Here is a 17,888-nt window from a genome sequence, read left to right on the forward strand (position 1 = left end):
GAGCGGGAGTGATTAAATGAGTTGGAAAAAGGTTGAGAGTGCCTTCTCGCCGCTCGGCTCCGTAGGCTCCGAAGTGGCATCGGCCGGCTTCGGGGTGGCGCTAGGGAGTGAAATCAGTCCTTTGTAGGCGGTTTCTAAGGCATCTAGCTCATCAGCGAGTTGATGCCCCAGTGTATCGGAAATATGCCCGTGTCGCAGGGCATGGGTTAGCTTGGTTTTGCGGTCGGTCACGCGGGCAAAGCCTGCTTCCCGACTCTTGATTCCGACTAGTGGAGTCTCCGCATTGGCGCCCCAGGTCACAGAGGATACCTCCCACAGCTTTAGCTCGGTGAGGCGGCGCACGTAGTTGTCGGGGTCGGTGTTGTCGCCCTCCCACTTGATAGTCTGGAACCCTACCGAGTGCTCGAACAGGTCCAGCTCATACAGGGCTAGGGCATCGTTACCTTCCTGCGTATCCGCAATGATGGAAGTGCACAGCAGGCCTTTGGCGTCCTCCTTTAGTTCGGTGAACTTGCCAATGATGGCGCGGGTGTTGTGCTGCAGCAGGTGTTTAATACGGGGCTGGCGACTGCCCGGCCCGTTCTCCAAGATGGTCTTGGTGTAGGCACCCGGCATGATGATGTCGCCATCACTATCCTCGTTGCCAAAAGCAGAGCCGTAGAACTGCACGGTGCGACCGGTGGCGTCTATGTCCTTAATGCCGGCGTAGGGGCGGGAGAGCTGTTGCATATGCTAGCAAACCTACCCCGTGGGCACCCCTGGCGTGGTACGGGTGCGCCCCAACTTGTCGAATACCTCGCTATAGGGGAATAGTAGGGCATAAAAAAGCCCCAGCCTCGAAAGAGACTAGGGCTGTTAAGGGGGCTGCAATAAGCCTATTGAGCAAACTTCTTGATTCTAGGCTTAGTGAGCTTAAGGGGTTGTACCTCCTTTTCTAAAACGTACACCACATGTATTGTTCCATTGCGGGAGCCTACATACCCTTCATCGTACACATCTGGTATAACTGACTGGCTTGTATGGACAATCTTGAAACCAGCAGCTATGGCTGCCTGAAGCGCTCCATTAATTTGAAGCTCATGGTTGCTGTTTTGCCCTGCGTGATAAGCCTGCAGTACGATCTTTTGCTCTACTTCTGCCATTGTATAATGATTGATTAATGAATCATCAAGCTATCAATATTCCTACTATTCCACTATAAGCAACTTAATGAAGCACTAACCTACAGCGTATTCTTCCACAGCGGTATACTCGTCCTGGTCTTCGCTAATGGGTGTTAACTCCACGTCTTCAGGTGGGGTTACCCCGTAGCTTTGCAGCACATCCCGCAGCATAGTAATGCGTGCACTGGGTACTTCGAACAGTTGCCGTGTCATCTTGAAGCTGACGAGGTGCAGATGTCCGGTAGTGTCGCGAATAGGAAGGTTGATCTTGAGGAGAGCAGGCATTGTTAGTTGGCGCTTAGGCCGGTTAAGGTAATGCGGAAAGACATGATGTGGGCGGTTTTCTGTAGCCATGCTGTCTGATCCAAGGCGAAGGACGTAAGCACGCAGCCATAGCGCTTCCGAATAGCAAAGATCAGCGTCTTGTCATTGGGTGGGCAGGAGCGCTGCACCTCCAACATGTCCATCTCGGCTAGTAGGTATAGGTGCTGCATTAGTTGGCGCTAAGTCGTATGAGGTTGAACCGGACTAAAATAGTGCCATCGGGTAAGTCATATACGGCTTCCGCCCCGACGAACTGCGCTACCCACGAACCAGGCGGCTGTCGTTCAAGAAAGGTAATGAGTGAGAGAGGGTAGCGGTATAGGTTAGGCATTACACAGGATACTTTCTACTGTATGCCTCCCATCGTTTATCCCACGCCGCAACTTCTTCCGCTGATGCCCCAGGCTTTGGGGGTGGCGGGGGAAACTCTGTGATGCGTTTTCTCATGTACTCCATGTGTGCGTTCTTATCCCTCAAGGATGCGGTGAGCATCAGCATAAGGGCCGCAAACAGGGAACCACTCGCTATAACAAACAGGATAAGTTCAGGCGTTGACATAGGGCGTGTGGTTACTCTATTGGCACATAGGTCTGCGTGCACCGGCACCGCGCGCGCTCTCCCACTGGCAGCAACGGGTCACCCGGGTACCGCCCCTGTCCTGCCCCCACGGTAAAGAACCCATCCAAGGCAACCGTTTGCCCGTTGGCGGCGACGTGGGTAGGCCGGGCCCGACCATCCTTGGTATCCAGCCACTTCTTGCGCAGCTTAAGTCCCGTGGCTTGGGCGCCGATTAGGCTACCGAAATTCGAAGAGGCGTTGAGTTCTGTTCGCACAATGGCTGTGGCCCGCTCCCTTGACACCGTAGCCGCTTGCTCCCGTAGCCGTTTGGCGGCATCCTGCACTGATAGTCCGAGGGTTTGTGCTTCTACTAGCACCTCTTGTACGAGTTCGCGGGTGCGCTGCGTCAGTCCGTTCAAGGCTACTCTGCCTTCTTCCCGGATGAAGCGCCGGGCCCGAGCTAGCCAGCCTTCCCGCGCGGTTACAGGGGGTGCGGCTTTCTGCCCTTCCGTTAGCTCGTCATACGTGCGGGTGGCTTCCGCTACGGCTACTGTTCGGTAGAGCTGTTCCAAGACGGTAGCTACGTCGGTTTCCTTCACGAAGGCCGCGGCAAGTACGGGGGTAGCCCCTTGCTCATAGGCTGATACGGCAGGTTCGATGGAGCGAATGAGAGCCGCCCGCAGCTTGGGAGAGAACCTAGCTTCGTAGGCGGTGAGGCGTTGCTCGCGGGCTTCGAGGGTGTCGGTGGGCATTAGATGAGGTTAAGATGCAAGAGCAACGCAGCACGGCAGATAGCTAGCGGGGCAGTATCACCACGACCCAACACGACAATTCCTTCCAACTCCCCTGTTTCTGGCTTTCGTTCAGGTCGGTATACCAACCATTCCCCCTCTTGAGACTTTTCGAGGGGGAAGTGCATGGGTTCGAACAAAGGCCACACGGCGGCTATATCTACCGACAAAGCAGGTGGGTATGGCTGGGACATTACCCCAGAAGGCTCCACCCACCGACTGATGCTGCGACGGTATTCCCAGCCAAGTAATAGTGCTACCAACTTATCTAGCCCCCGCCCCGCTGGCATCTGCTCAATCTGTTCACGTGTCAGGTTCATAGTTAGTACCAGTGAGTTAGTTCAACTATGCGGAGGAAGTCGCGCCTGTTATGCAGCACCCCTCGAAATACAGTGCAATACTCTTTGCGCACCTCTAGCCACTTCTTCATTTCCACCACCCCATTGAAGAGGATAGAAATATTAGTCTCCTCATTATCCGAGTGGTAGAGTTTAGCCGGCCCTTCTGCCAACATCACGCCCGTACCATCTTCGCTATAACCGAAGGCGCGTAAGCGTTCAATACTGGGGGTGTAAGCCATAACAATTCATTTACCGGCCTCTTACCAAGGCAATTCCATGTATTCCCCCAAGGCGGTGATAGTATATTCATCATCTTCTGGTTCAGTGGGTGCTTTTGCTTTAAGCTCCTCCCATATCTTCTTGGGTATATCCCATCTGTACTTTGTGGGGGTTTTAGCTGCCTCAGCGTCTGCGAGGTGGCTCCACTCCTGATAAGCCTGCTTATAGTGCTGCCATGCTATCTCCAGTGCTTCGTTCTTTGGTGTTATGTAGGCCTGCGCCTCTTCCTTCGAAGCGAAGACAGCTACTGGTTTTACTCGTAGGCTAGTACTCGTTTGAGCCCCACTTACTGCACATACAAGCCAGCTTTCCATAGTCGTCATGTTTAGTCACCCTCCCCTACCTACTCACCGACACCTTGTTCCCAACCACTCCCCTAGGTCTCGTACAGAAGCGGGGTATGGCTGTTTCCTAGCGTGGGCTTTCGGTTAGGCGGGCACCCCCAACTCCCTCGTTAACACCTGCTCCAACGCCTGCTTACTGACCGCATCCGCTTGCAGCAGGTTGAAGCCACTTCCCCAGATGAATAATCCAGTGGCTCTCCCATGGATAGCGTGTAAGACGGGATGTTGCTGGTCGGTGGGACGTTGGTAGTAGTTCTCGGACTTCTCGATGAAGCCCCAGGCGCTGAGGGTGGCGTGGTGGTAGTTGGGGTGTGGGATAGGCATGGCTAGCGGTAGTAAGAAGATAGCCAAGCCGTGTGCGAAAGGCACCCGCGGCGCTGGCTATACGTTATCGGTTGACCTTCACGCACGAAATAGTACCCGTTTTGATTAGTGTCAATCCGCTTTGTTTGGCCAGCTTGCTCCACTATCAGTGTGTAATCAGCAGGGGTGTAGTGCGTAGTTGAATGCCCCTTGCTATCGGTGGCATAAGTGGTGTGCGCAGGGATGTACTCCCGGCCAACTACTATGGCAGTCACACGCTCGGTCTTACCGCCAGCGCAATCAGCAATGAACAGCACGGCAATAGCGCATACAGCAAATAGGGTAGCTTTCATCCTACAGCCGGCAAATGGTACACATGAAACACATACGGCCCGACCTTCACCGTATCAATGAACTTGGCCGCCCCGCCGTTGTGGTCGAGTACATGGCCTGTGCCATACACGTAGAGCGTGTGCGTCTCCGTTTCCTGCTGCTGGTCGTCTACCTCAGCATAGACCACGATGCTGTTGTTCTGCTCAACCGCCGACAGTACGCGGCTACCACGGGGCAGTGGCAGAGGTTGTTCGCCGCTGGGCTTGAGGGGGTATTTGTGGATGGTGCGGGGCATGGATTAGGATTTAGACCGCTTGAAGAACATGCTTACCACGACTAGTAGCACTACGATACCACAGCTACCCCGATAAGACAATTCAGGGCCGTTGAAGCTGGCAACTACAGCGTTCCAGCCCCATTGTATAACCCAAGCCACAACAGCGTAGATAATAACGGCTAATAGCACCGCCACTACTACTCCAATGGCTTTACCTGCCATCTCTGTACGGCGGCGCTTCTTGCGGTACGCCTGATAGGCCTCTTCACCACCCAACGCCTTTATTTGGGCTGCTCGTTGGGCTTCTTCTAGTCGTTTGACAAAGCTCATAGTGCAGCTAGTCTACCTGAGTGATGATTACGTCGCCACTGACCTCTGTCAGCTTGCCCGTGGCAGCGTCCATGAAGTAGTACCCATCTGATTGGTTGGCGCTACCTACTTTGCCAGAGCTGGTGTAGGTGCGAACTACCTGCCCACCAGATAGTACTTCCACTTTAAATGAACCACCATACCCACCAAAGTGGGCTTTTGTGGCATCCGTGCAACCGACTAACAGTAGGGCGGCACTGGCAAGAATGAGTAGGTGTTTCATACGTCTCGCTTAGTTACTGCCGCACCACGGGGCGGCGGGGTTTTCGGGAGTGGCTAGGTTAACGCCAGAAGTCACGGCGTTTGCACTTTACCATGCGGCCATCAGGGTGATGCCAGACTACGCCTTCAAAGTTGATACCCTGCATGTAGGCTTTTAACCCATCGAAGTCTGTAGGACAATCAAGAATCTTGTTCTCGCCGTGGCGAATCAAGTAATGCGCCTGCAATGACTCTGCATTGCTTTGCACTTTCGGCCCGCATAGCTCATAGGTACCATCAGCAAACCCACAATCTTCGGGGGTATCACCTGCAATGGCTTCTAAGTGCCAGCGATCAGCGGGGTTGCCTACCTGAACTGGCACCCATCCCGGCCAATGTCCGGTAACAGCATCCGGCTCTTGCGCTGGTATAAACCCTTCGGGCGGCGTCTTACCCCGTTTGGCATCATAGCGCTTATACAGCCGGCCTTCTCTCACTAAGCAGCTTGTGCCATCCCACTTACGGGTAGCCACGCCTTCGCTGCGTTGCACCCATTCCGAACCAGGCACAACTTCGTTGTAAGCGAGTCGGTCACCTGTGTAATCGCGCTGGAATAGAGACTTGATCTTCTGCATATCCAAAGATAACGCTATAGCATTGCTATAGCAACAGCATAGCGAAAGTATTTATTCCTTACTTTGCAGTACTATTCCCTGTACCCTATGCCTGACACCGACAAGCCCGCCAAGATGGACACCCGCAACCAGCGGTCTTACACCTTTGTGTTTGACGAAGTGGGCGACAAAGAGAAGTGGCTAGCCTACGCGCAACGGGTACACCGTATGAAGCTTCCGCAGTTGCTCCAGAAGCTGCTAGAAGCGGACGCAGCGAAGAATGAACCTAGCGGCCCGCCTGCGTCCTAACCTACCAACTCTGGGTAATGCCGCCACTCCCGCACCACCGGCCCGGCTAATACCAGTGTCCAGCACTCCCCTTCTGGTAGTTCAACAATCCGGTGCACCGTATGCGGCCAAATGGTGTGGTACCCACCTGCGGCGCGTAACACCCGTTCGGTTCTACCGTCTTCGTGATAGATGATTTCCCAGTAAGCCCCCTTCAAAACATGGCTATCCATCCTAGTGGGGTGGTCATGCGGGCTTCCCGTGTCGGCTTCCGTCAAACGATGTAGCATGGCCCACCGTCCGTCCGGCATCTGCCCAAGGGTGTACTTGGTCAGCGGCCCGAACTGCTCCACCTTAAAGGGGTTAATAGGCCACAAGGGTTGTAGCAACGCCTGCAGCACCTCACCATGCGTGGACAGCAGCTGCTCTAGTTCCTCGACTACGGGTGTGTGGCTGTTCATAAGTCCGATATCCAGATTTGTAACATACTGGTGACTTTGCATTCGGGGTAGCGGCGCTGCCACCAGTCAAGAGAGTGCACGGAGTTTTGCCCTACATCATAGACTATACCCCTGTTGTATATCAACGCCCACCAGCAGCCTTTCCACCCCCACGAATCGGGCACCTTCACCCGCATAATGCAAGGCCAGGGTGTGGCAGGGTCCCATTTAATGAACCGAGGAGTGGTATTATAACCTAACAGCCGCGCCACCTGACTAAAGCTACTGCCTCGCCAACTACGGGCGTTATGCAGTGCAGCAGGGAGCTTATCCTGTATCTCCTCTTTGGGTAGGCCTGTGATAGTAGCCAGCAAGGAGAGATGATAGTCGGTATCAGTCTCGCTCGCTACAAGCTCTATTTCGTAAGCCTGCGCGCTCATTTCACCACTTGGCGCCGGCCGTTACCTACCAAGGACTCCTGTATATCCCAGATGCTGTCAATGCGGTGCTTGGCTATCAGGTGGCCCCGTTCGTTGAACTCACAGGCAATGGCTACCCCCGGGCGGGGTGTGAGTGTCAGGAAGTTACCCGAGGTCATGGCGCGGAAGTACGACCGCGTTGGGTAGGGTTGCGCGGGGCTGTTGGTCTTGAACCCGAGGCGGGTTAGTTCTTCTTCGGAGGGTTGGAATCCAGGCATGGGGAGAGAGTTAAGATGTTGCACGATTTGTCAAACGGTACCATACATAGGCCCAAAACACGCCGCCCTTTAGCGCGAAGTAGTACAGCGCCCACCACCGAAATCGAATCTCAATATTCAGTTTATTAGCACTCTCTGACCTGAGTGACGTAATCACGAACGGACTGAACCACTTCTTCATAGTGCAATTTTGTTTAGTATAATACCGGGCTTACAGAACCAACTTCACGGGAATATGCAATTATCCACCCGTGCCCACACTGGGGTACTCTTCAAAGCGGCGACTCTTCTCTCCCTCTGGCAAGGCATCAGAGGCTTCTAACCCAGCGGGGATGTAGTACTTGGGCAGGGTGTTGTCCACCTTCGCTCCTACCATTTCCTGCTTCTCTTGGGTGCTGACCCAGTAGGCATCCTTCAGCCAGGCCACGAGGGCAGCCTTATCGGCTTGCAGTTCCGCTACTCCACTCGTGTCCACCTGCAGCCACGTCCCTTGCTCGAACATCGGGCAGGCCCACCGGCTCCACTCGGGTAGAATCACTTCCAAGTAGGGTAAAACCCCATCCGTATAAGCCGCCTTGCGAGCTTCTGCCACGTTGTTGTAGGTGCTTTTCTCCTTGTCGCCAACGAGCTCCGAAGGGACTCCCCACCAGGAGCAGATAGCCCGGAAGTTGGCCTCGGTCACGTTGAGTATATCCAAATCAACCGCCGACACTCCAATCCGCACGAACTCTACTTTTTCCGTCACCACGGGCAGGGCTCCCTTCTTGGTGGGGCCGGTATAGTCCTGCTTCAGCCGCTCGCGAAGCTGTTGCTTCTGCGGCTCTGACAAGGCAATGGTAGTGGTCCCATCGGGCGGGAAGGATACAATACCTACTGGTCCTTGATTCTGCAGCTGACTTACTTGGGTAGTCGTAGTCGCCAAGTCCAGCGTCACTTCCCGATTAGCCGATTGAATGGTGCTTACCCCCATCACTTCCCCGGGCAGTGGGTCGTTTTTTAGGTGCAGCACATCCGAGGCAGGCAGGTCCAAGTACTCCCCGGGCTTACCCAGGTCAGGTGTAAAACGGTAGAAGTCCACGGGAGACATGGCATCCCCACCCATTGGTTTGGTGTGCCCATCGGGCAGAATCCAGAACTCCTGCGCTTGCCCTTTGCGGGGGCCGTCTTCCAACCGGTTAGCCCAAATAAAGACATTGCCCGCCCCGTGGTAGAGGGTGCACTGTTGCCGCATAAACGCCACCTGCCCGACCATCGGGTTGGGTTGCCAGAGGCGTTCTAACAGGGGGCTGTTAGGAGGTAGTTGCTGGGGCTTGCCATCGGGGCCGTTCCGCCAGAGCGTCCACGGCAGGGCAGCGGCTTTCTTGGCGAAGTAGCTGTTGACTCTGCCTACCTGTCCCACGAGACGAGCACGCAATGCCTGCCCGGTAGGGCTCACCCACTGGGCTGTACCTCCCACGTACTGGTAGTTCACCGGGTTCAGACGCCCGATGCTATCCGTGCCTACGAGGGCTTTTTGCAGCAGAGAGGTATCGTAGGGCGTAGGAGCCTGTGACCGGAGTCCAAGCGCTTGTAACCCAGCATCAACAAGAGCAGGTAGATTCATAGTATCTGTACTTCGCGGGTTTTTCTGATTTGGCCCGTGGTGTGGCGCTGAATAGCCTGCACCAAGAGGTCGGCGCTTTCGTCGTGGGCAGCGTTGGGGAAGGCGGACAGCTCTTCGATAAAGGGGGTGTTCCACGCTCCATCAAGCAGGACGACCCGCAGCGACTCCACGAAGGGAGCCACGCTGTTGACGCGCGTTACCTTGCCTTCCGTGGGAGAGGGAGCTTCCGCTACGTTGATCTTGGTGTACTCCCGGATGGTCTGCACCGTGCTCTTGCCGTTGGCCTTGGGCTCGATGTAGAGCATGCTTTCGGAGGTGTAACCGTGGCGCTCCACGAACCCGGCGATATGGCGACACAGGGGCCCGATTTCCAGCCGCACCCAATCCACGTAGCGGATGTACAGGGTTCCGCCGACGTAAGCCGATGACATGAGTCCGGTGGGGTCGTTCTTCTGGTCTTCCGTCATGGCCGTGTCCGCATCGAACTGCCACACCACGGGCAGTCCTTTGGTCAGCAGCTCGAACCCCTGCCAGCTGATGGTTTTGAACCACGCCTTCTTGAGCTTGCCACCCCCCTCGGGGCTAGGGCGCTGTTGAAACTGACCAGCATAGCCGTAACTCCCCAGGTCTTGCTTGGCCTTGATAATGGCCTCTTGATCGAGTCGGTTGGTATCCAGCAACCCGTTGGTGTAGCGGGCCCTGGCCTCAACTGGTCTAATGTCGTCGCTGGCTTCCGCTGGCAGGCAGATATGCCGCAGGTTGGGCTTCTTATTCAGCCACTCTCCTGCGGGGTCTAGCTCGTGGAGGCGCTGCATCACCATGATGGTCACGGTGCGCTTCTTGTTGGTTTTCCGAGTCGAGAGGGTCTTCCCCACAAATCGGTTGGCCCGTACCCGGGTGGTTTCCGATTCGGCTTCTTCGGGGTTGATCGGGTCGTCTACGATGATGAAGTCCCCGTGCATACCCGTTACCCGACCTCCCGTAGAGGTGGTAAAGCGCTGGCCCTTGCGGGTGTTGCGATACGCAGTCTTACCTCCTTCGTCGGCTTTGATTTCCACGAGGCCCGGAAACACAGCCCGGAACTTATCACTCAGCAGGCAGTCACGGGTTTTCACTGCGTGGGCGGTGCTCAAGTCTGCTGCGTAGGAAGAACTAATGACGCGAATAGCTGGGTTCTTCACCCACAGCCAGGCGGGGAAAAGCTGCGTGACTGTGGTAGATTTACTACTACCCGGGGGGACGTTAATGAGTACGTCGGGCTGGCTTTCGCCGCGGGCCCACGTCTCGTACACTTCCTGCAGGTGGTCGCAGATGTATTCGATGTGCCAGTTCGGGACGAGGTCGGCGGCTTCAATTGTCTCCCAGAACTCTAGAAAGAAGTCGTAGAAGCGGTCGGTGCAGAGCTGCGCCACAAGTTGCTCTTCGGTGGGCAAGTCCACCAGCATCTCTTCCACTAGCATACTCACGAGCCACCCCCCTCCTCGGGCTTCATCTTCCGACGGATAGCGAGCAAGGCCTGCAGGTCTTCGCGGCTGAGTTTGGAAGTGTCGGCAGGCGGGACTAAGGGGGCGCCATCCTTGCCTGTGACTTCACTGCGGTCTTTGTACTTCTCAGGGCGGTGTGCCTTCAGCAGCGCCAGAAGCACCGAGTCACTGCCTACGTGCTCGTAGTAGGGCTCCCCGGTTATCGGGTGCAGGATGGGATTGCCTGCTTTATCGAACTTATACTGAATGCCTTCAAAGTTGGCGCGAGCCCAAGCTCGCTCCTCCAACTTGTCAGCCGCCTCTTCCAGTGCACTATCCCACTCCTCGGCAAAGCTGGGGTCATTGGCGCGACACTCGTAGCAGTACTGCCGGTTTACCTCGGCGGCGCGGGCGGCTTTGCTGACGTTGGCGCAGTCGGCCAATACAGCCAAGAAAGCCTTCCGCCATACAGCCAAGGGCTTCTGCGCGTGCGTTGAGGTGTCGGGTTTTGTCGGAGTCACCAACGAAACTACCCCGCCCACCCACGCAGCGCGGGACAGGTGGGGTAGAACTTGTCGAATACCTCGCGCTTACACAGGGTGCAGGCGGTAGTACCCCGGGGCCCCCACTACCTCCTCGCCTAGGCGGAACTGCAGGCGGGAGCGCACTTGCCGGGGCTGGCCTACGCCAATCGGACGGGAGAAGTGATCACGGTGCAGGTTGTGAGAGGTGGCAAACTCATACCGGCTGTCAGTTGTCTTAGGAAGCCGACGCCCTGCGGTGGGGCGGGTATCCAAGTGCCAGATACCATCGGTATGCCCTCGCCCGGTGGCTGGGGGTACTAACTCTACGGGGCTGCCTTTCCCAAACTTGTTGGCCTGTTTGGCTAGCGTCTCCCCTGGTTGGCGCTTGGCGTCGTTTACTTGTTTGACAAGTTCAGACGACAAGGTAACGCGGTTGGGCAGGCGCACCGATAACAGGGGTTCGGCAAGGTGAGTGCGCTTGGGGGCGGGCTTTACTGGCGCCGCTGGCACCTGCACTACCCGTGCTCCCGTTACCTGTGGATGGATAGAGGTATGGGGGTTGTTTAGGAAGGCGGTAGGACCGTGTGGGGGTTTACTAGTCATATCTTGATAAACTCATTTTGTATATCCGATAAGACCTTTTGTTTTTCCTTGATATAAAGGCTCATTGCCTCAATCAACACCGTTTGCGAGACGGGTAATTCCGCTGGGCTAGCCCGCTTGGGGATTACAATAAACCCGTTCTCTGATTCGTCTTCCGTCCAATCAGTTAGGTCTTTCGCTTGCTTTATCTGGCGCTTCGTTAACTCAAATCGCTCCCGGTTTTCTTTCGCCTTGAGATAAGTTTCTTCTGTCATCTCTCTCACTGTCTTCGTTATACTTCCCGCACACCCAGCGCTTGGGCGGCGGCTTTTAATCCTTGGGCCTGCTCTTCGGTAAGACCATGGGCGACGAACCGTTTCCCGTTGAACCCCTCGAACGTGCCTACTTGGAATTGAGGACGTAGGCGGGCGGGAGTCGGGTCGGGCTTTTTACCCGTGTTTTGTCGGTCTTCCTGCGACGCGGGGCCTTGTGCTGGTGTCGTCGTAGCCTCTTGGGTTCTTGGGTTCGTGGTGAGGCTGTTTTGCGCTCCTTTCAGCGGACCCATGGTTTTCGGGTCTATGCCCTTCTCTCGAAGCTGAGCCTCCATTGCTGGCGTCATCCCACCCCTCCCTTCTGCAACACTTGCTTTACAAAGCGGTTAGCGGCCAACGCCAAGGCAGCTTTATTTCTGGCTACCTCGTCATCGTAGCGGTAGAAAACGCCTTGGTAGCACATATCCAGCCGTGTATAGCTGTATTTGTCGTTCATCATGGACTCTGCCCCCACAATGCCAGCTGGGTGGTAATAGTCGCCTTTGATGCCACTCCATTCGCCAGGCGCATCCTTTATGGTTTCGCGGACATAAAAGGCTGGGCGGCTGATTTTAAAAGAGGTGATGATCATCCCTCCACCCCTCCCTTCTTGCACGCTCCACAGGGGGTGGGGCAGGTGGTCTTAGGTGGTGCTGGTACTGGCATCCAATGGCTATACCAATGGCGAGGCTCGTCGCAGCCGTGTGCAGCATCATACCAACTTTCCGCCCCTGGTTCGTAATGCCGAATGCCAGGTGGGCGGCCTAGCCCATACACATACACCGGATGCGACAGGCGGTCATTCCATCCAACCTCTGGCAACCGCTCTTTGGTAGATACCCACCTCTCTTCTTCCTGTGTGGCGTGGTGGAGCTGTTCGGAGAGGGAGGCGGCGTGCTGGAAGGCGTCTTCTGCTACCTTCTGAGCATCGGTTAGCTGTTTGCGAAGTTTGATGCTATGAACACCATCTGTTCCTAGGTTATGGCCCACTGCAATAGAACCAGTCGGGAAGTCCTTTCGAAACCGCATCACAGCTTGGCTAGGGTCTTGGCCTTCAATAAACACACACTCGGATTGCACCCAGTACCCACGAATGCCATTGTACTCGGCTGGCTCATTGGTGTGAGCGGGGAGCCCTTGGGAAATACGTTCGGTCTTGTTCTGTTCCATAGGATTGTTCTTTGTCTTACAGGGGGCTAGGAAAGGGGTGTTCTGTCCTTAATCACCACTCGCATGTTGGAATCGTGACTGGACAGCGTCACGTCGTTCTTCCCGTCATCAATCCAGTTAAACTCACTGAATCCCTTTAAAACCTCAGCTTTCATCTGCTCAGGTATCTCTTCACTTTCCTTCACATGGACTGCGGTAGCTAGCAACTTTGCTACATCAATCAGCAGCGTTTGCAGGTTGTCGGACTTCGCTACCTGAATCAGGTCAGCAATCGTTTTGATGTGTGGCATATCGTCTTTCCGGTATCGTTGATCTTCATGGTCGGGGGAAGGCTAGGCAAACAGCGGTAGGGCTCCCTGTTTCGCTAGTCTAGTAGCGCGGGCCTTGGCTTGGTGTCGTTCCCGATCGAGGTAGAGGTGGCAGGACTGGCACAGGGCCGCTAGTCGGTCATCGGGGCAATCCAGCGGGCCATCATTCGGGCCGGGCGGGCCGGTGCGGTCGAGGTGGGCAATAGTCAGCACCACACTGGTAGGCCGGTAGTCGGAATCATCTTCACCTAAGTCGCAGCCATTTGGGTAGCGCCACTTGAGGCGGTCGTCTTTGCGGCGGTAAATGACTTCGTGGTTGGGGACTCCGCAGTGTTCACAGGTGGCTTCGCGGAAGATGCTGCCTTTGTCATCGAGCATTTGACCAGCGCGGGCTAGCACCCGGTTGCGGCGCTCTTTCCAGTCAGCAGGGTATTGAGAATAGTCGCAGGGCATGGCTTAGTAGAGAGTGCACTGTGATAGAGAAATTGCCATTAGCCATTTTAGAATTGATTCCGGCAAGGATTCACCGATAAAACAGCCGGAATCTTGCCCGTGGGCCACAGTGCGTTTTTGCAGGCTGATTCGCTTCCATTCCCAGGCATGGCCCAGATGAATAGCCTCATAGCGATATCCGTTTAATTCGATAGCAACAGGTTCATGCATGGCTTAGGCAGCATTAGGGTCTTGGCGGTGTACTACTTCCATTTTTGGCGGCTCAGGCTTGAGCACATCGGAAGCCTTGGGTATTCCTTTGGCCGCAGCGAAGTGCTTCACGGCTTCGGCTTCTAGGTCGGGGGCTGGGTAGTTGGCCGCGTCATACTCTCCTATGAGGGCGCGGGCCTTGGCGCGGGCTTCCTCTATGCGCTCCGCTTGCTTTTTCACTTCTAGCTGGCGCGAGGCGACCACCTCTCTGGCCACCTCGATTTTGAGGGCGGCCTCTGGGGCTTCTGGGTGGCGTTCAAACCAGGCTATACCCTCCTGTAACTCTTCATCCGTGCGAGTTTCCAGGGCTAACCGAGTGTAGGCGCGGAACATGTCGTTGTTCAGGGCGCGGCCCGATTCGATAGCGGCGTAGCTGGCCAGCTGGTTTTTGGCGTCGGTTTCCATCACGCCAGCTTGTATTTGCTCTTCGTAGGCAATGCACCACTGGCCTACTACCTGTGCATCGAATCGGTCTAGTATCCGGTTCTTTTCCCCTAGGCGGCCCGCAATGCCTTCGCGTAGCATCACAATGAACTCATCCAGGCGCCAGTAGTAGTAGCGCTTCATCAAATCCATCGTTAGGAGCGCTATCTGCACATTGGTCAGGTTGCGCACCACGTTGAGTTGAGCCGCGGCGAAGGTGAGCAGGTTGCTGAGCGCCTCGGAGGTGGCTTCTGGAGCCTGCCGACTTAAGCCGGATATTTGGGGGGAGGTGCGGGCAATTTCAGGGGTTAGCGCCCCCTGCCGACGTGCCAACCGCAACGCCAGGGCGGGGTGTTGGGCTACCCTGTCAGAATGGGATGTCTGATCGGTCGGCATTCGCTCCGAAGACTGCGCTAGCAAGGGCGCTAGCCATTTGCCCCGCTCGGGCGTCAGGCTTCTGACCTCGGATAGCGCTGTTGAAGCCGTTGTTGCGTGTTGAAGCTGCATGACGGTTGAGATTGAGGTGAGCGTTTTCGGGTTTAGCGGCGAGGTACTCGGCAAACTTGCGGTCGGTGTCCTCGTAAATCAGGCCGGTGTAGCCGTTGGTGATGGCCTTGTCAAAGAGCCTGCTGCTGAACTCTTCGTCGTAGGTGCCGAGCTTGTCGAGCATCTTTTGCAGGGAGGCGGGCTTAAGCTTGTCGCGCTTGCCCTGCCGGAAGTCCACCCACTGTTGCCACTCAGCGCGGAAGGTGTCGGTAGCCCAATCAGGGAAAACCAAGTTGACCGCCGCGCCCCCTGGTGTGCGAAGCCCACGCGGCTGGGTCTTCAGGGTGGCAACTTCCTCTGCCAGCTTATCCCGCTCGGCAGTCATCAAGACCAAATCAGATTGAGCCGAGGCAAGCGCGGCGCGAAGCGTCGCCAACTCTTCATCTTTGTTTACTAGAACCGTTTTTAAGTCTTCTACCTCTTTAGTCTTAGAGTCTATAAGTTCTTTATTGCGGTCAGTAGAGGGAGCTATAGAGGTATCGATAGAGGTGTCTATAGATTCCCTGTAGAAGGCCAGTAGATTACCTATAGAGGTACAGAAATGGACTTCTATAATTGGCACAGTAAACCGGTTAGCGCCTGGGGTGTAAGTCAGAAAACCCCATTCTTCAAGTTCCTTTAGCGCTGTTAAGTAGGTTGACTTAGAACCTATACCTGATAACTCCATCCCGGTCTGGTAAGGGAGCGTATATCGACTCATGCCACCCTTGTTCTTGCAGATAGTGGCAAGCGCGAAGTAAAGGGCGTGGTGATGAGACTTAACCTCGGGCGTAGCATAGGCAAAGGCTGCCCAACGGTCCATCATTTGGTAGATGGGAAACACGGGTTTGGCTTCGCTGCTCATAACTGCATGAGCGCGTTAACATCCTCTACTGAAAGGGCAAACCATTCACCCCGGATACGCTTCTCAGCATATAGCTCGTGCAGCTCACGTTCCTTAGCAGTGGTACCCACAAACCACGTGAGCATCTCAATTTCTGGCTCCTCGGCTTGAAGGGTCTTTTCGCGAAACTTGGGCACCGTGGAATGGCCTATTTTATAGTACCCGTTGCGCTTATTAAGCATCAGATAAACAAACCCATCTTTAGCAGCTCGTTTTGCCGTTGGCGGCAATACAGGCATAGCAGGAGCTTCAGGAAGCTTCTCTAAATGTGGAGTCTTGTTAACCTCGCCATACAAGGCCCTCATTGCACCTGTAGGCCAATACATGGTAGTGCCCACTTGAGAATCCAGCCAACCTTCTACCATAAGACTGATCAAAGTCTTTCTAGCAAGTTGAGGCGTAGTGCCATGAGCTTTGCCCATCGCAATCGGATTACCATCAACTGGGTATTCACCAGAAGCATGGTAGTCTGAGCAAACAGCGGATAGCATCATCTGCGCTAAGCGGCTGAATTTCTTACCTGGCAAGTGGTAAGCAGCATATCTAATGCGCTGCTCCAGCTGCTGGTTGTATTCGTGCAGTTCGGCTTGGGACATCATATGCTTTAGGTTTATATAAAGATACTGCATTAACAGTGTTAATGCAAATACCATGCTTTGTTAATTCTTGTTTATCTTCGTGGAAATACCACATGACTATGGCAGCCCGACCTAAATCCGATAAGTCCGCCCGCAACCTGCGAGCCTTCACTTTCTACTTTGAGTCAGAGGAAGAGAAGACTTCTGCCACTGAACTTGCGAAGGCTCGCAGGAGGCCACTGGGTGCTTTAATCAGGGATTTGCTTCATGAGGACATGCAGCAACTGCAGAAGGGCAACTAGTCCTAGTTCTTTTTCTTCTGGTAGGTAGAGGGAAGGCAAGAGGCTAGGCGGCGGGTAGATACCCGTTTGAGGCATCTTTACGCACCGTCTCTTCTATACACATGGTGTAGATGCCCCGACCACGGCCATAGATGGCAAAGCGTCGGGTAACCAAGTGAGGCTTGCCCATGATGGTTGTTGAAACCTGTATGTCTGATATGCGGCAGGTTCCATGCGAAGGGTAAGCGGCACAGTAGCGCGTTAATTCGTCCTGTAGCTGCTGGTGTACCTGCTCAATAGTTAGGTCACTAGGGTCCGCTAAGTGGCAAATGGCATACAGCACCATATGTGCTTCTGTCCGGTTGCGTATTTTGCCAGCATTGGACTGGTAGAACCGGTACTGCTCAAGCGTTTTCATACCCCTACCACCTCCTTCCCTACCCCTACAGGTTCTCCTACTACTACTCGTAGGGTTCTAGGTGGGGCCTTGTCGGTGTCAGAGGGGTCCCGCTGGGCAATGGCTTCGAATAGTTTCCCGCCTAGGCTAGCGAGATAGAGAAAGGCAGCTAGCATGGCTTAGTAGGCTTTACCGTGAAGACGTTCCCGCGTGGCATTGTAGCGCAGCTTTAGGTCGATGTGGGTGGCTAGGTCGACGTGATGTTGACGGGCCAATACCTCAATCCAAGTCAGCGCATCAGCCAGTGGCCCTTCCATGCAGTTGTTGGCAAATCCGGTGCGGAGCCGCACCTTCTGCATATCCATAACCGCCTGTACACAAGTCAGCAGTGCGTCGCCAAAGTTGTCAGTTCCAATAACCCAGTGGTTGGGGTCGCACTTTTGGATGCTGATTAGCGCCAAGTCTAGATTAAACCCACCAGCGAAGTCACAGAGCCGGATATAGGCGTCGGCTAATTCGTCGCCTACGGTATCCTTTACCGTGCTTTTAAAGAACCAAGGATAATCTTCTGAGCTTTGGGGCGCGTGGTAAGTACCGTTAGACATAGCCACTAGGCGGTCAATGTCTAACGCCCCTGCGTTGCGACCCTTTCGGTCGGCTTCTTGTGCCTCTCCTAATTCTCCTATAACCAGCATTAGTAGTTGCCCAGCGTTCGGGCGTACATCCCAAAACCCTTTGGCTTTCGCCGCTTCATGGCACCGGGGAATGAGTTCAAGTAGGTTGATGGTCTGCATG

At 55.0% G+C, this 17,888-nt stretch carries 33 protein-coding genes; 1 reads left to right on the forward strand and 32 read right to left on the reverse strand.

Features of this window, described 5'->3' with window-relative positions; genetic code table 11:
- Positions 1-12 precede the first annotated feature (12 nt).
- The 14 genes from EU556_RS19850 to EU556_RS19910 form a co-directional block, all read right to left on the reverse strand.
- Positions 13-729 (reverse strand): HK97 family phage prohead protease, encoded by a 717-nt coding sequence (locus tag EU556_RS19850; protein ID WP_135435878.1) that lies wholly within the window; start codon positions 727-729, stop codon positions 13-15.
- A 146-nt stretch (positions 730-875) separates the two neighbouring features.
- Positions 876-1,142 (reverse strand): hypothetical protein, encoded by a 267-nt coding sequence (locus EU556_RS19855; RefSeq protein WP_135435879.1) that lies wholly within the window; start codon positions 1,140-1,142, stop codon positions 876-878.
- A gap of 75 nt (positions 1,143-1,217) precedes the next feature.
- Positions 1,218-1,448: a hypothetical protein gene (locus EU556_RS19860; protein WP_135435880.1), complete on the reverse strand. Its 231-nt coding sequence runs from the start codon at positions 1,446-1,448 to the stop codon at positions 1,218-1,220.
- Positions 1,449-1,450: 2 nt separating this feature from the next.
- Entirely contained in the window at positions 1,451-1,657 is a 207-nt protein-coding gene (locus EU556_RS19865) for a hypothetical protein (RefSeq protein WP_135435881.1), read from the reverse strand.
- A 399-nt stretch (positions 1,658-2,056) separates the two neighbouring features.
- Positions 2,057-2,797: a phage minor head protein gene (locus EU556_RS19870; RefSeq protein ID WP_135435882.1), complete on the reverse strand. Its 741-nt coding sequence runs from the start codon at positions 2,795-2,797 to the stop codon at positions 2,057-2,059.
- Positions 2,797-3,156, reverse strand: a complete 360-nt coding sequence (locus EU556_RS26855) for a BC1872 family protein (protein WP_167855650.1) — start codon at positions 3,154-3,156, stop codon at positions 2,797-2,799. The genes EU556_RS19870 and EU556_RS26855 overlap by 1 nt, the downstream gene beginning before the upstream one ends.
- Positions 3,157-3,158: 2 nt before the next feature.
- Positions 3,159-3,416 carry a hypothetical protein gene (locus EU556_RS19875; RefSeq protein ID WP_135435883.1) on the reverse strand — a complete coding sequence of 86 codons (258 nt, stop codon included), beginning with the start codon at positions 3,414-3,416 and terminating at the stop codon, positions 3,159-3,161.
- Between the two features lie 21 nt (positions 3,417-3,437).
- Positions 3,438-3,770: a hypothetical protein gene (locus EU556_RS19880; protein ID WP_135435884.1), complete on the reverse strand. Its 333-nt coding sequence runs from the start codon at positions 3,768-3,770 to the stop codon at positions 3,438-3,440.
- A gap of 114 nt (positions 3,771-3,884) precedes the next feature.
- Positions 3,885-4,124 (reverse strand): hypothetical protein, encoded by a 240-nt coding sequence (locus EU556_RS19885; RefSeq protein WP_135435885.1) that lies wholly within the window; start codon positions 4,122-4,124, stop codon positions 3,885-3,887.
- 2 nt (positions 4,125-4,126) lie between these two features.
- Entirely contained in the window at positions 4,127-4,456 is a 330-nt protein-coding gene (locus EU556_RS19890) for a hypothetical protein (RefSeq protein WP_135435886.1), read from the reverse strand.
- Positions 4,453-4,731 carry a DUF7352 domain-containing protein gene (locus EU556_RS19895; protein ID WP_135435887.1) on the reverse strand — a complete coding sequence of 93 codons (279 nt, stop codon included), beginning with the start codon at positions 4,729-4,731 and terminating at the stop codon, positions 4,453-4,455. Before EU556_RS19895 ends, EU556_RS19890 begins: the two co-directional genes overlap by 4 nt.
- Positions 4,732-4,734: 3 nt before the next feature.
- Positions 4,735-5,043 (reverse strand): hypothetical protein, encoded by a 309-nt coding sequence (locus EU556_RS19900; RefSeq protein ID WP_135435888.1) that lies wholly within the window; start codon positions 5,041-5,043, stop codon positions 4,735-4,737.
- A 7-nt stretch (positions 5,044-5,050) separates the two neighbouring features.
- The gene (locus EU556_RS19905; protein ID WP_135435889.1) at positions 5,051-5,305 is read right to left on the reverse strand and encodes a hypothetical protein; all 255 of its coding nucleotides are present in this window, start codon (positions 5,303-5,305) and stop codon (positions 5,051-5,053) included.
- 58 nt (positions 5,306-5,363) lie between these two features.
- On the reverse strand, positions 5,364-5,918 hold the full coding sequence (locus EU556_RS19910; RefSeq protein ID WP_135435890.1) for a hypothetical protein: 555 nt from the start codon (positions 5,916-5,918) through the stop codon (positions 5,364-5,366).
- Between the two features lie 87 nt (positions 5,919-6,005).
- On the opposite strand from EU556_RS19910, the gene EU556_RS19915 reads away from it, so the two are divergent.
- Positions 6,006-6,206 (forward strand): hypothetical protein, encoded by a 201-nt coding sequence (locus EU556_RS19915; protein WP_135435891.1) that lies wholly within the window; start codon positions 6,006-6,008, stop codon positions 6,204-6,206.
- Here EU556_RS19915 and EU556_RS19920 read toward each other — a convergent pair.
- The 18 genes from EU556_RS19920 to EU556_RS20005 form a co-directional block, all read right to left on the reverse strand.
- Positions 6,203-6,646: a hypothetical protein gene (locus tag EU556_RS19920; protein WP_135435892.1), complete on the reverse strand. Its 444-nt coding sequence runs from the start codon at positions 6,644-6,646 to the stop codon at positions 6,203-6,205. The genes EU556_RS19915 and EU556_RS19920 overlap by 4 nt on opposite strands.
- A 415-nt stretch (positions 6,647-7,061) precedes the next feature.
- Entirely contained in the window at positions 7,062-7,322 is a 261-nt protein-coding gene (locus EU556_RS19925; protein WP_135435893.1) for a hypothetical protein, read from the reverse strand.
- Between the two features lie 241 nt (positions 7,323-7,563).
- On the reverse strand, positions 7,564-8,925 hold the full coding sequence (locus EU556_RS19930; RefSeq protein ID WP_135435894.1) for a phage portal protein: 1,362 nt from the start codon (positions 8,923-8,925) through the stop codon (positions 7,564-7,566).
- Complete coding sequence (gene terL, locus EU556_RS19935; RefSeq protein WP_135435895.1) at positions 8,922-10,385, reverse strand: phage terminase large subunit; 1,464 nt, start codon at positions 10,383-10,385, stop codon at positions 8,922-8,924. The genes EU556_RS19930 and terL overlap by 4 nt, the downstream gene beginning before the upstream one ends.
- A gap of 2 nt (positions 10,386-10,387) precedes the next feature.
- Positions 10,388-10,909 (reverse strand): hypothetical protein, encoded by a 522-nt coding sequence (locus EU556_RS19940; RefSeq protein ID WP_135435896.1) that lies wholly within the window; start codon positions 10,907-10,909, stop codon positions 10,388-10,390.
- Positions 10,910-10,978: 69 nt separating this feature from the next.
- Positions 10,979-11,515 carry a hypothetical protein gene (locus EU556_RS19945; RefSeq protein WP_135435897.1) on the reverse strand — a complete coding sequence of 179 codons (537 nt, stop codon included), beginning with the start codon at positions 11,513-11,515 and terminating at the stop codon, positions 10,979-10,981.
- Positions 11,512-11,769 (reverse strand): hypothetical protein, encoded by a 258-nt coding sequence (locus EU556_RS19950; RefSeq protein WP_135435898.1) that lies wholly within the window; start codon positions 11,767-11,769, stop codon positions 11,512-11,514. The genes EU556_RS19945 and EU556_RS19950 overlap by 4 nt, the downstream gene beginning before the upstream one ends.
- 17 nt (positions 11,770-11,786) lie before the next feature.
- Entirely contained in the window at positions 11,787-12,059 is a 273-nt protein-coding gene (locus EU556_RS19955) for a hypothetical protein (protein ID WP_135435899.1), read from the reverse strand.
- A 50-nt stretch (positions 12,060-12,109) separates the two neighbouring features.
- Positions 12,110-12,397: a hypothetical protein gene (locus EU556_RS19960; RefSeq protein ID WP_135435900.1), complete on the reverse strand. Its 288-nt coding sequence runs from the start codon at positions 12,395-12,397 to the stop codon at positions 12,110-12,112.
- Entirely contained in the window at positions 12,394-12,975 is a 582-nt protein-coding gene (locus tag EU556_RS19965; RefSeq protein WP_135435901.1) for a hypothetical protein, read from the reverse strand. The genes EU556_RS19960 and EU556_RS19965 overlap by 4 nt, the downstream gene beginning before the upstream one ends.
- Positions 12,976-13,001: 26 nt before the next feature.
- Positions 13,002-13,265: a hypothetical protein gene (locus EU556_RS19970; protein ID WP_135435902.1), complete on the reverse strand. Its 264-nt coding sequence runs from the start codon at positions 13,263-13,265 to the stop codon at positions 13,002-13,004.
- Positions 13,266-13,307: 42 nt separating this feature from the next.
- Positions 13,308-13,736 (reverse strand): hypothetical protein, encoded by a 429-nt coding sequence (locus EU556_RS19975; protein ID WP_135435903.1) that lies wholly within the window; start codon positions 13,734-13,736, stop codon positions 13,308-13,310.
- 3 nt (positions 13,737-13,739) lie between these two features.
- Positions 13,740-13,946, reverse strand: a complete 207-nt coding sequence (locus tag EU556_RS19980) for a hypothetical protein (RefSeq protein WP_135435904.1) — start codon at positions 13,944-13,946, stop codon at positions 13,740-13,742.
- Positions 13,947-13,949: 3 nt separating this feature from the next.
- Positions 13,950-14,804: a hypothetical protein gene (locus EU556_RS19985; RefSeq protein WP_135435905.1), complete on the reverse strand. Its 855-nt coding sequence runs from the start codon at positions 14,802-14,804 to the stop codon at positions 13,950-13,952.
- Positions 14,776-15,798: a hypothetical protein gene (locus EU556_RS19990; RefSeq protein WP_135435906.1), complete on the reverse strand. Its 1,023-nt coding sequence runs from the start codon at positions 15,796-15,798 to the stop codon at positions 14,776-14,778. The genes EU556_RS19985 and EU556_RS19990 overlap by 29 nt, the downstream gene beginning before the upstream one ends.
- Entirely contained in the window at positions 15,795-16,490 is a 696-nt protein-coding gene (locus tag EU556_RS19995; protein WP_135435907.1) for a GIY-YIG nuclease family protein, read from the reverse strand. The genes EU556_RS19990 and EU556_RS19995 overlap by 4 nt, the downstream gene beginning before the upstream one ends.
- A 270-nt stretch (positions 16,491-16,760) precedes the next feature.
- Positions 16,761-17,114: a hypothetical protein gene (locus EU556_RS20000; protein ID WP_135435908.1), complete on the reverse strand. Its 354-nt coding sequence runs from the start codon at positions 17,112-17,114 to the stop codon at positions 16,761-16,763.
- A 158-nt stretch (positions 17,115-17,272) separates the two neighbouring features.
- Positions 17,273-17,887 carry a nucleoside triphosphate pyrophosphohydrolase family protein gene (locus EU556_RS20005; RefSeq protein WP_135435909.1) on the reverse strand — a complete coding sequence of 205 codons (615 nt, stop codon included), beginning with the start codon at positions 17,885-17,887 and terminating at the stop codon, positions 17,273-17,275.
- Between the last annotated feature and the right edge of the window lies 1 nt (position 17,888).

This window comes from Hymenobacter fodinae (assembly GCF_004745825.1).
Taxonomy (GTDB): domain Bacteria; phylum Bacteroidota; class Bacteroidia; order Cytophagales; family Hymenobacteraceae; genus Hymenobacter; species Hymenobacter fodinae.

Coding starts and splice junctions, on each gene's coding strand:
- EU556_RS19895 (WP_135435887.1), bottom strand. CDS start 4,731: ATGCCCCGCACCATCCACAAATACCCCCTCAAGCCCAGCGGCGAACAA.
- EU556_RS19890 (WP_135435886.1), bottom strand. CDS start 4,456: ATGAAAGCTACCCTATTTGCTGTATGCGCTATTGCCGTGCTGTTCATT.
- EU556_RS19945 (WP_135435897.1), bottom strand. CDS start 11,515: ATGACTAGTAAACCCCCACACGGTCCTACCGCCTTCCTAAACAACCCC.
- EU556_RS19880 (WP_135435884.1), bottom strand. CDS start 3,770: ATGGAAAGCTGGCTTGTATGTGCAGTAAGTGGGGCTCAAACGAGTACT.
- EU556_RS19855 (WP_135435879.1), bottom strand. CDS start 1,142: ATGGCAGAAGTAGAGCAAAAGATCGTACTGCAGGCTTATCACGCAGGG.
- EU556_RS19860 (WP_135435880.1), bottom strand. CDS start 1,448: ATGCCTGCTCTCCTCAAGATCAACCTTCCTATTCGCGACACTACCGGA.
- terL (WP_135435895.1), bottom strand. CDS start 10,385: ATGCTAGTGGAAGAGATGCTGGTGGACTTGCCCACCGAAGAGCAACTT.
- EU556_RS26855 (WP_167855650.1), bottom strand. CDS start 3,156: ATGAACCTGACACGTGAACAGATTGAGCAGATGCCAGCGGGGCGGGGG.
- EU556_RS19985 (WP_135435905.1), bottom strand. CDS start 14,804: ATGCCGACCGATCAGACATCCCATTCTGACAGGGTAGCCCAACACCCC.
- EU556_RS19955 (WP_135435899.1), bottom strand. CDS start 12,059: ATGGGTCCGCTGAAAGGAGCGCAAAACAGCCTCACCACGAACCCAAGA.
- EU556_RS19960 (WP_135435900.1), bottom strand. CDS start 12,397: ATGATCATCACCTCTTTTAAAATCAGCCGCCCAGCCTTTTATGTCCGC.
- EU556_RS19970 (WP_135435902.1), bottom strand. CDS start 13,265: ATGCCACACATCAAAACGATTGCTGACCTGATTCAGGTAGCGAAGTCC.
- EU556_RS19850 (WP_135435878.1), bottom strand. CDS start 729: ATGCAACAGCTCTCCCGCCCCTACGCCGGCATTAAGGACATAGACGCC.
- EU556_RS19875 (WP_135435883.1), bottom strand. CDS start 3,416: ATGGCTTACACCCCCAGTATTGAACGCTTACGCGCCTTCGGTTATAGC.
- EU556_RS19930 (WP_135435894.1), bottom strand. CDS start 8,925: ATGAATCTACCTGCTCTTGTTGATGCTGGGTTACAAGCGCTTGGACTC.
- EU556_RS19990 (WP_135435906.1), bottom strand. CDS start 15,798: ATGAGCAGCGAAGCCAAACCCGTGTTTCCCATCTACCAAATGATGGAC.
- EU556_RS19980 (WP_135435904.1), bottom strand. CDS start 13,946: ATGCATGAACCTGTTGCTATCGAATTAAACGGATATCGCTATGAGGCT.
- EU556_RS19925 (WP_135435893.1), bottom strand. CDS start 7,322: ATGCCTGGATTCCAACCCTCCGAAGAAGAACTAACCCGCCTCGGGTTC.
- EU556_RS19870 (WP_135435882.1), bottom strand. CDS start 2,797: ATGCCCACCGACACCCTCGAAGCCCGCGAGCAACGCCTCACCGCCTAC.
- EU556_RS19975 (WP_135435903.1), bottom strand. CDS start 13,736: ATGCCCTGCGACTATTCTCAATACCCTGCTGACTGGAAAGAGCGCCGC.
- EU556_RS19885 (WP_135435885.1), bottom strand. CDS start 4,124: ATGCCTATCCCACACCCCAACTACCACCACGCCACCCTCAGCGCCTGG.
- EU556_RS19920 (WP_135435892.1), bottom strand. CDS start 6,646: ATGAACAGCCACACACCCGTAGTCGAGGAACTAGAGCAGCTGCTGTCC.
- EU556_RS19915 (WP_135435891.1), top strand. CDS start 6,006: ATGCCTGACACCGACAAGCCCGCCAAGATGGACACCCGCAACCAGCGG.
- EU556_RS19900 (WP_135435888.1), bottom strand. CDS start 5,043: ATGAGCTTTGTCAAACGACTAGAAGAAGCCCAACGAGCAGCCCAAATA.
- EU556_RS19950 (WP_135435898.1), bottom strand. CDS start 11,769: ATGACAGAAGAAACTTATCTCAAGGCGAAAGAAAACCGGGAGCGATTT.
- EU556_RS20005 (WP_135435909.1), bottom strand. CDS start 17,887: ATGCAGACCATCAACCTACTTGAACTCATTCCCCGGTGCCATGAAGCG.
- EU556_RS19995 (WP_135435907.1), bottom strand. CDS start 16,490: ATGGTATTTGCATTAACACTGTTAATGCAGTATCTTTATATAAACCTA.
- EU556_RS19865 (WP_135435881.1), bottom strand. CDS start 1,657: ATGCAGCACCTATACCTACTAGCCGAGATGGACATGTTGGAGGTGCAG.
- EU556_RS19965 (WP_135435901.1), bottom strand. CDS start 12,975: ATGGAACAGAACAAGACCGAACGTATTTCCCAAGGGCTCCCCGCTCAC.
- EU556_RS20000 (WP_135435908.1), bottom strand. CDS start 17,114: ATGAAAACGCTTGAGCAGTACCGGTTCTACCAGTCCAATGCTGGCAAA.
- EU556_RS19905 (WP_135435889.1), bottom strand. CDS start 5,305: ATGAAACACCTACTCATTCTTGCCAGTGCCGCCCTACTGTTAGTCGGT.
- EU556_RS19910 (WP_135435890.1), bottom strand. CDS start 5,918: ATGCAGAAGATCAAGTCTCTATTCCAGCGCGATTACACAGGTGACCGA.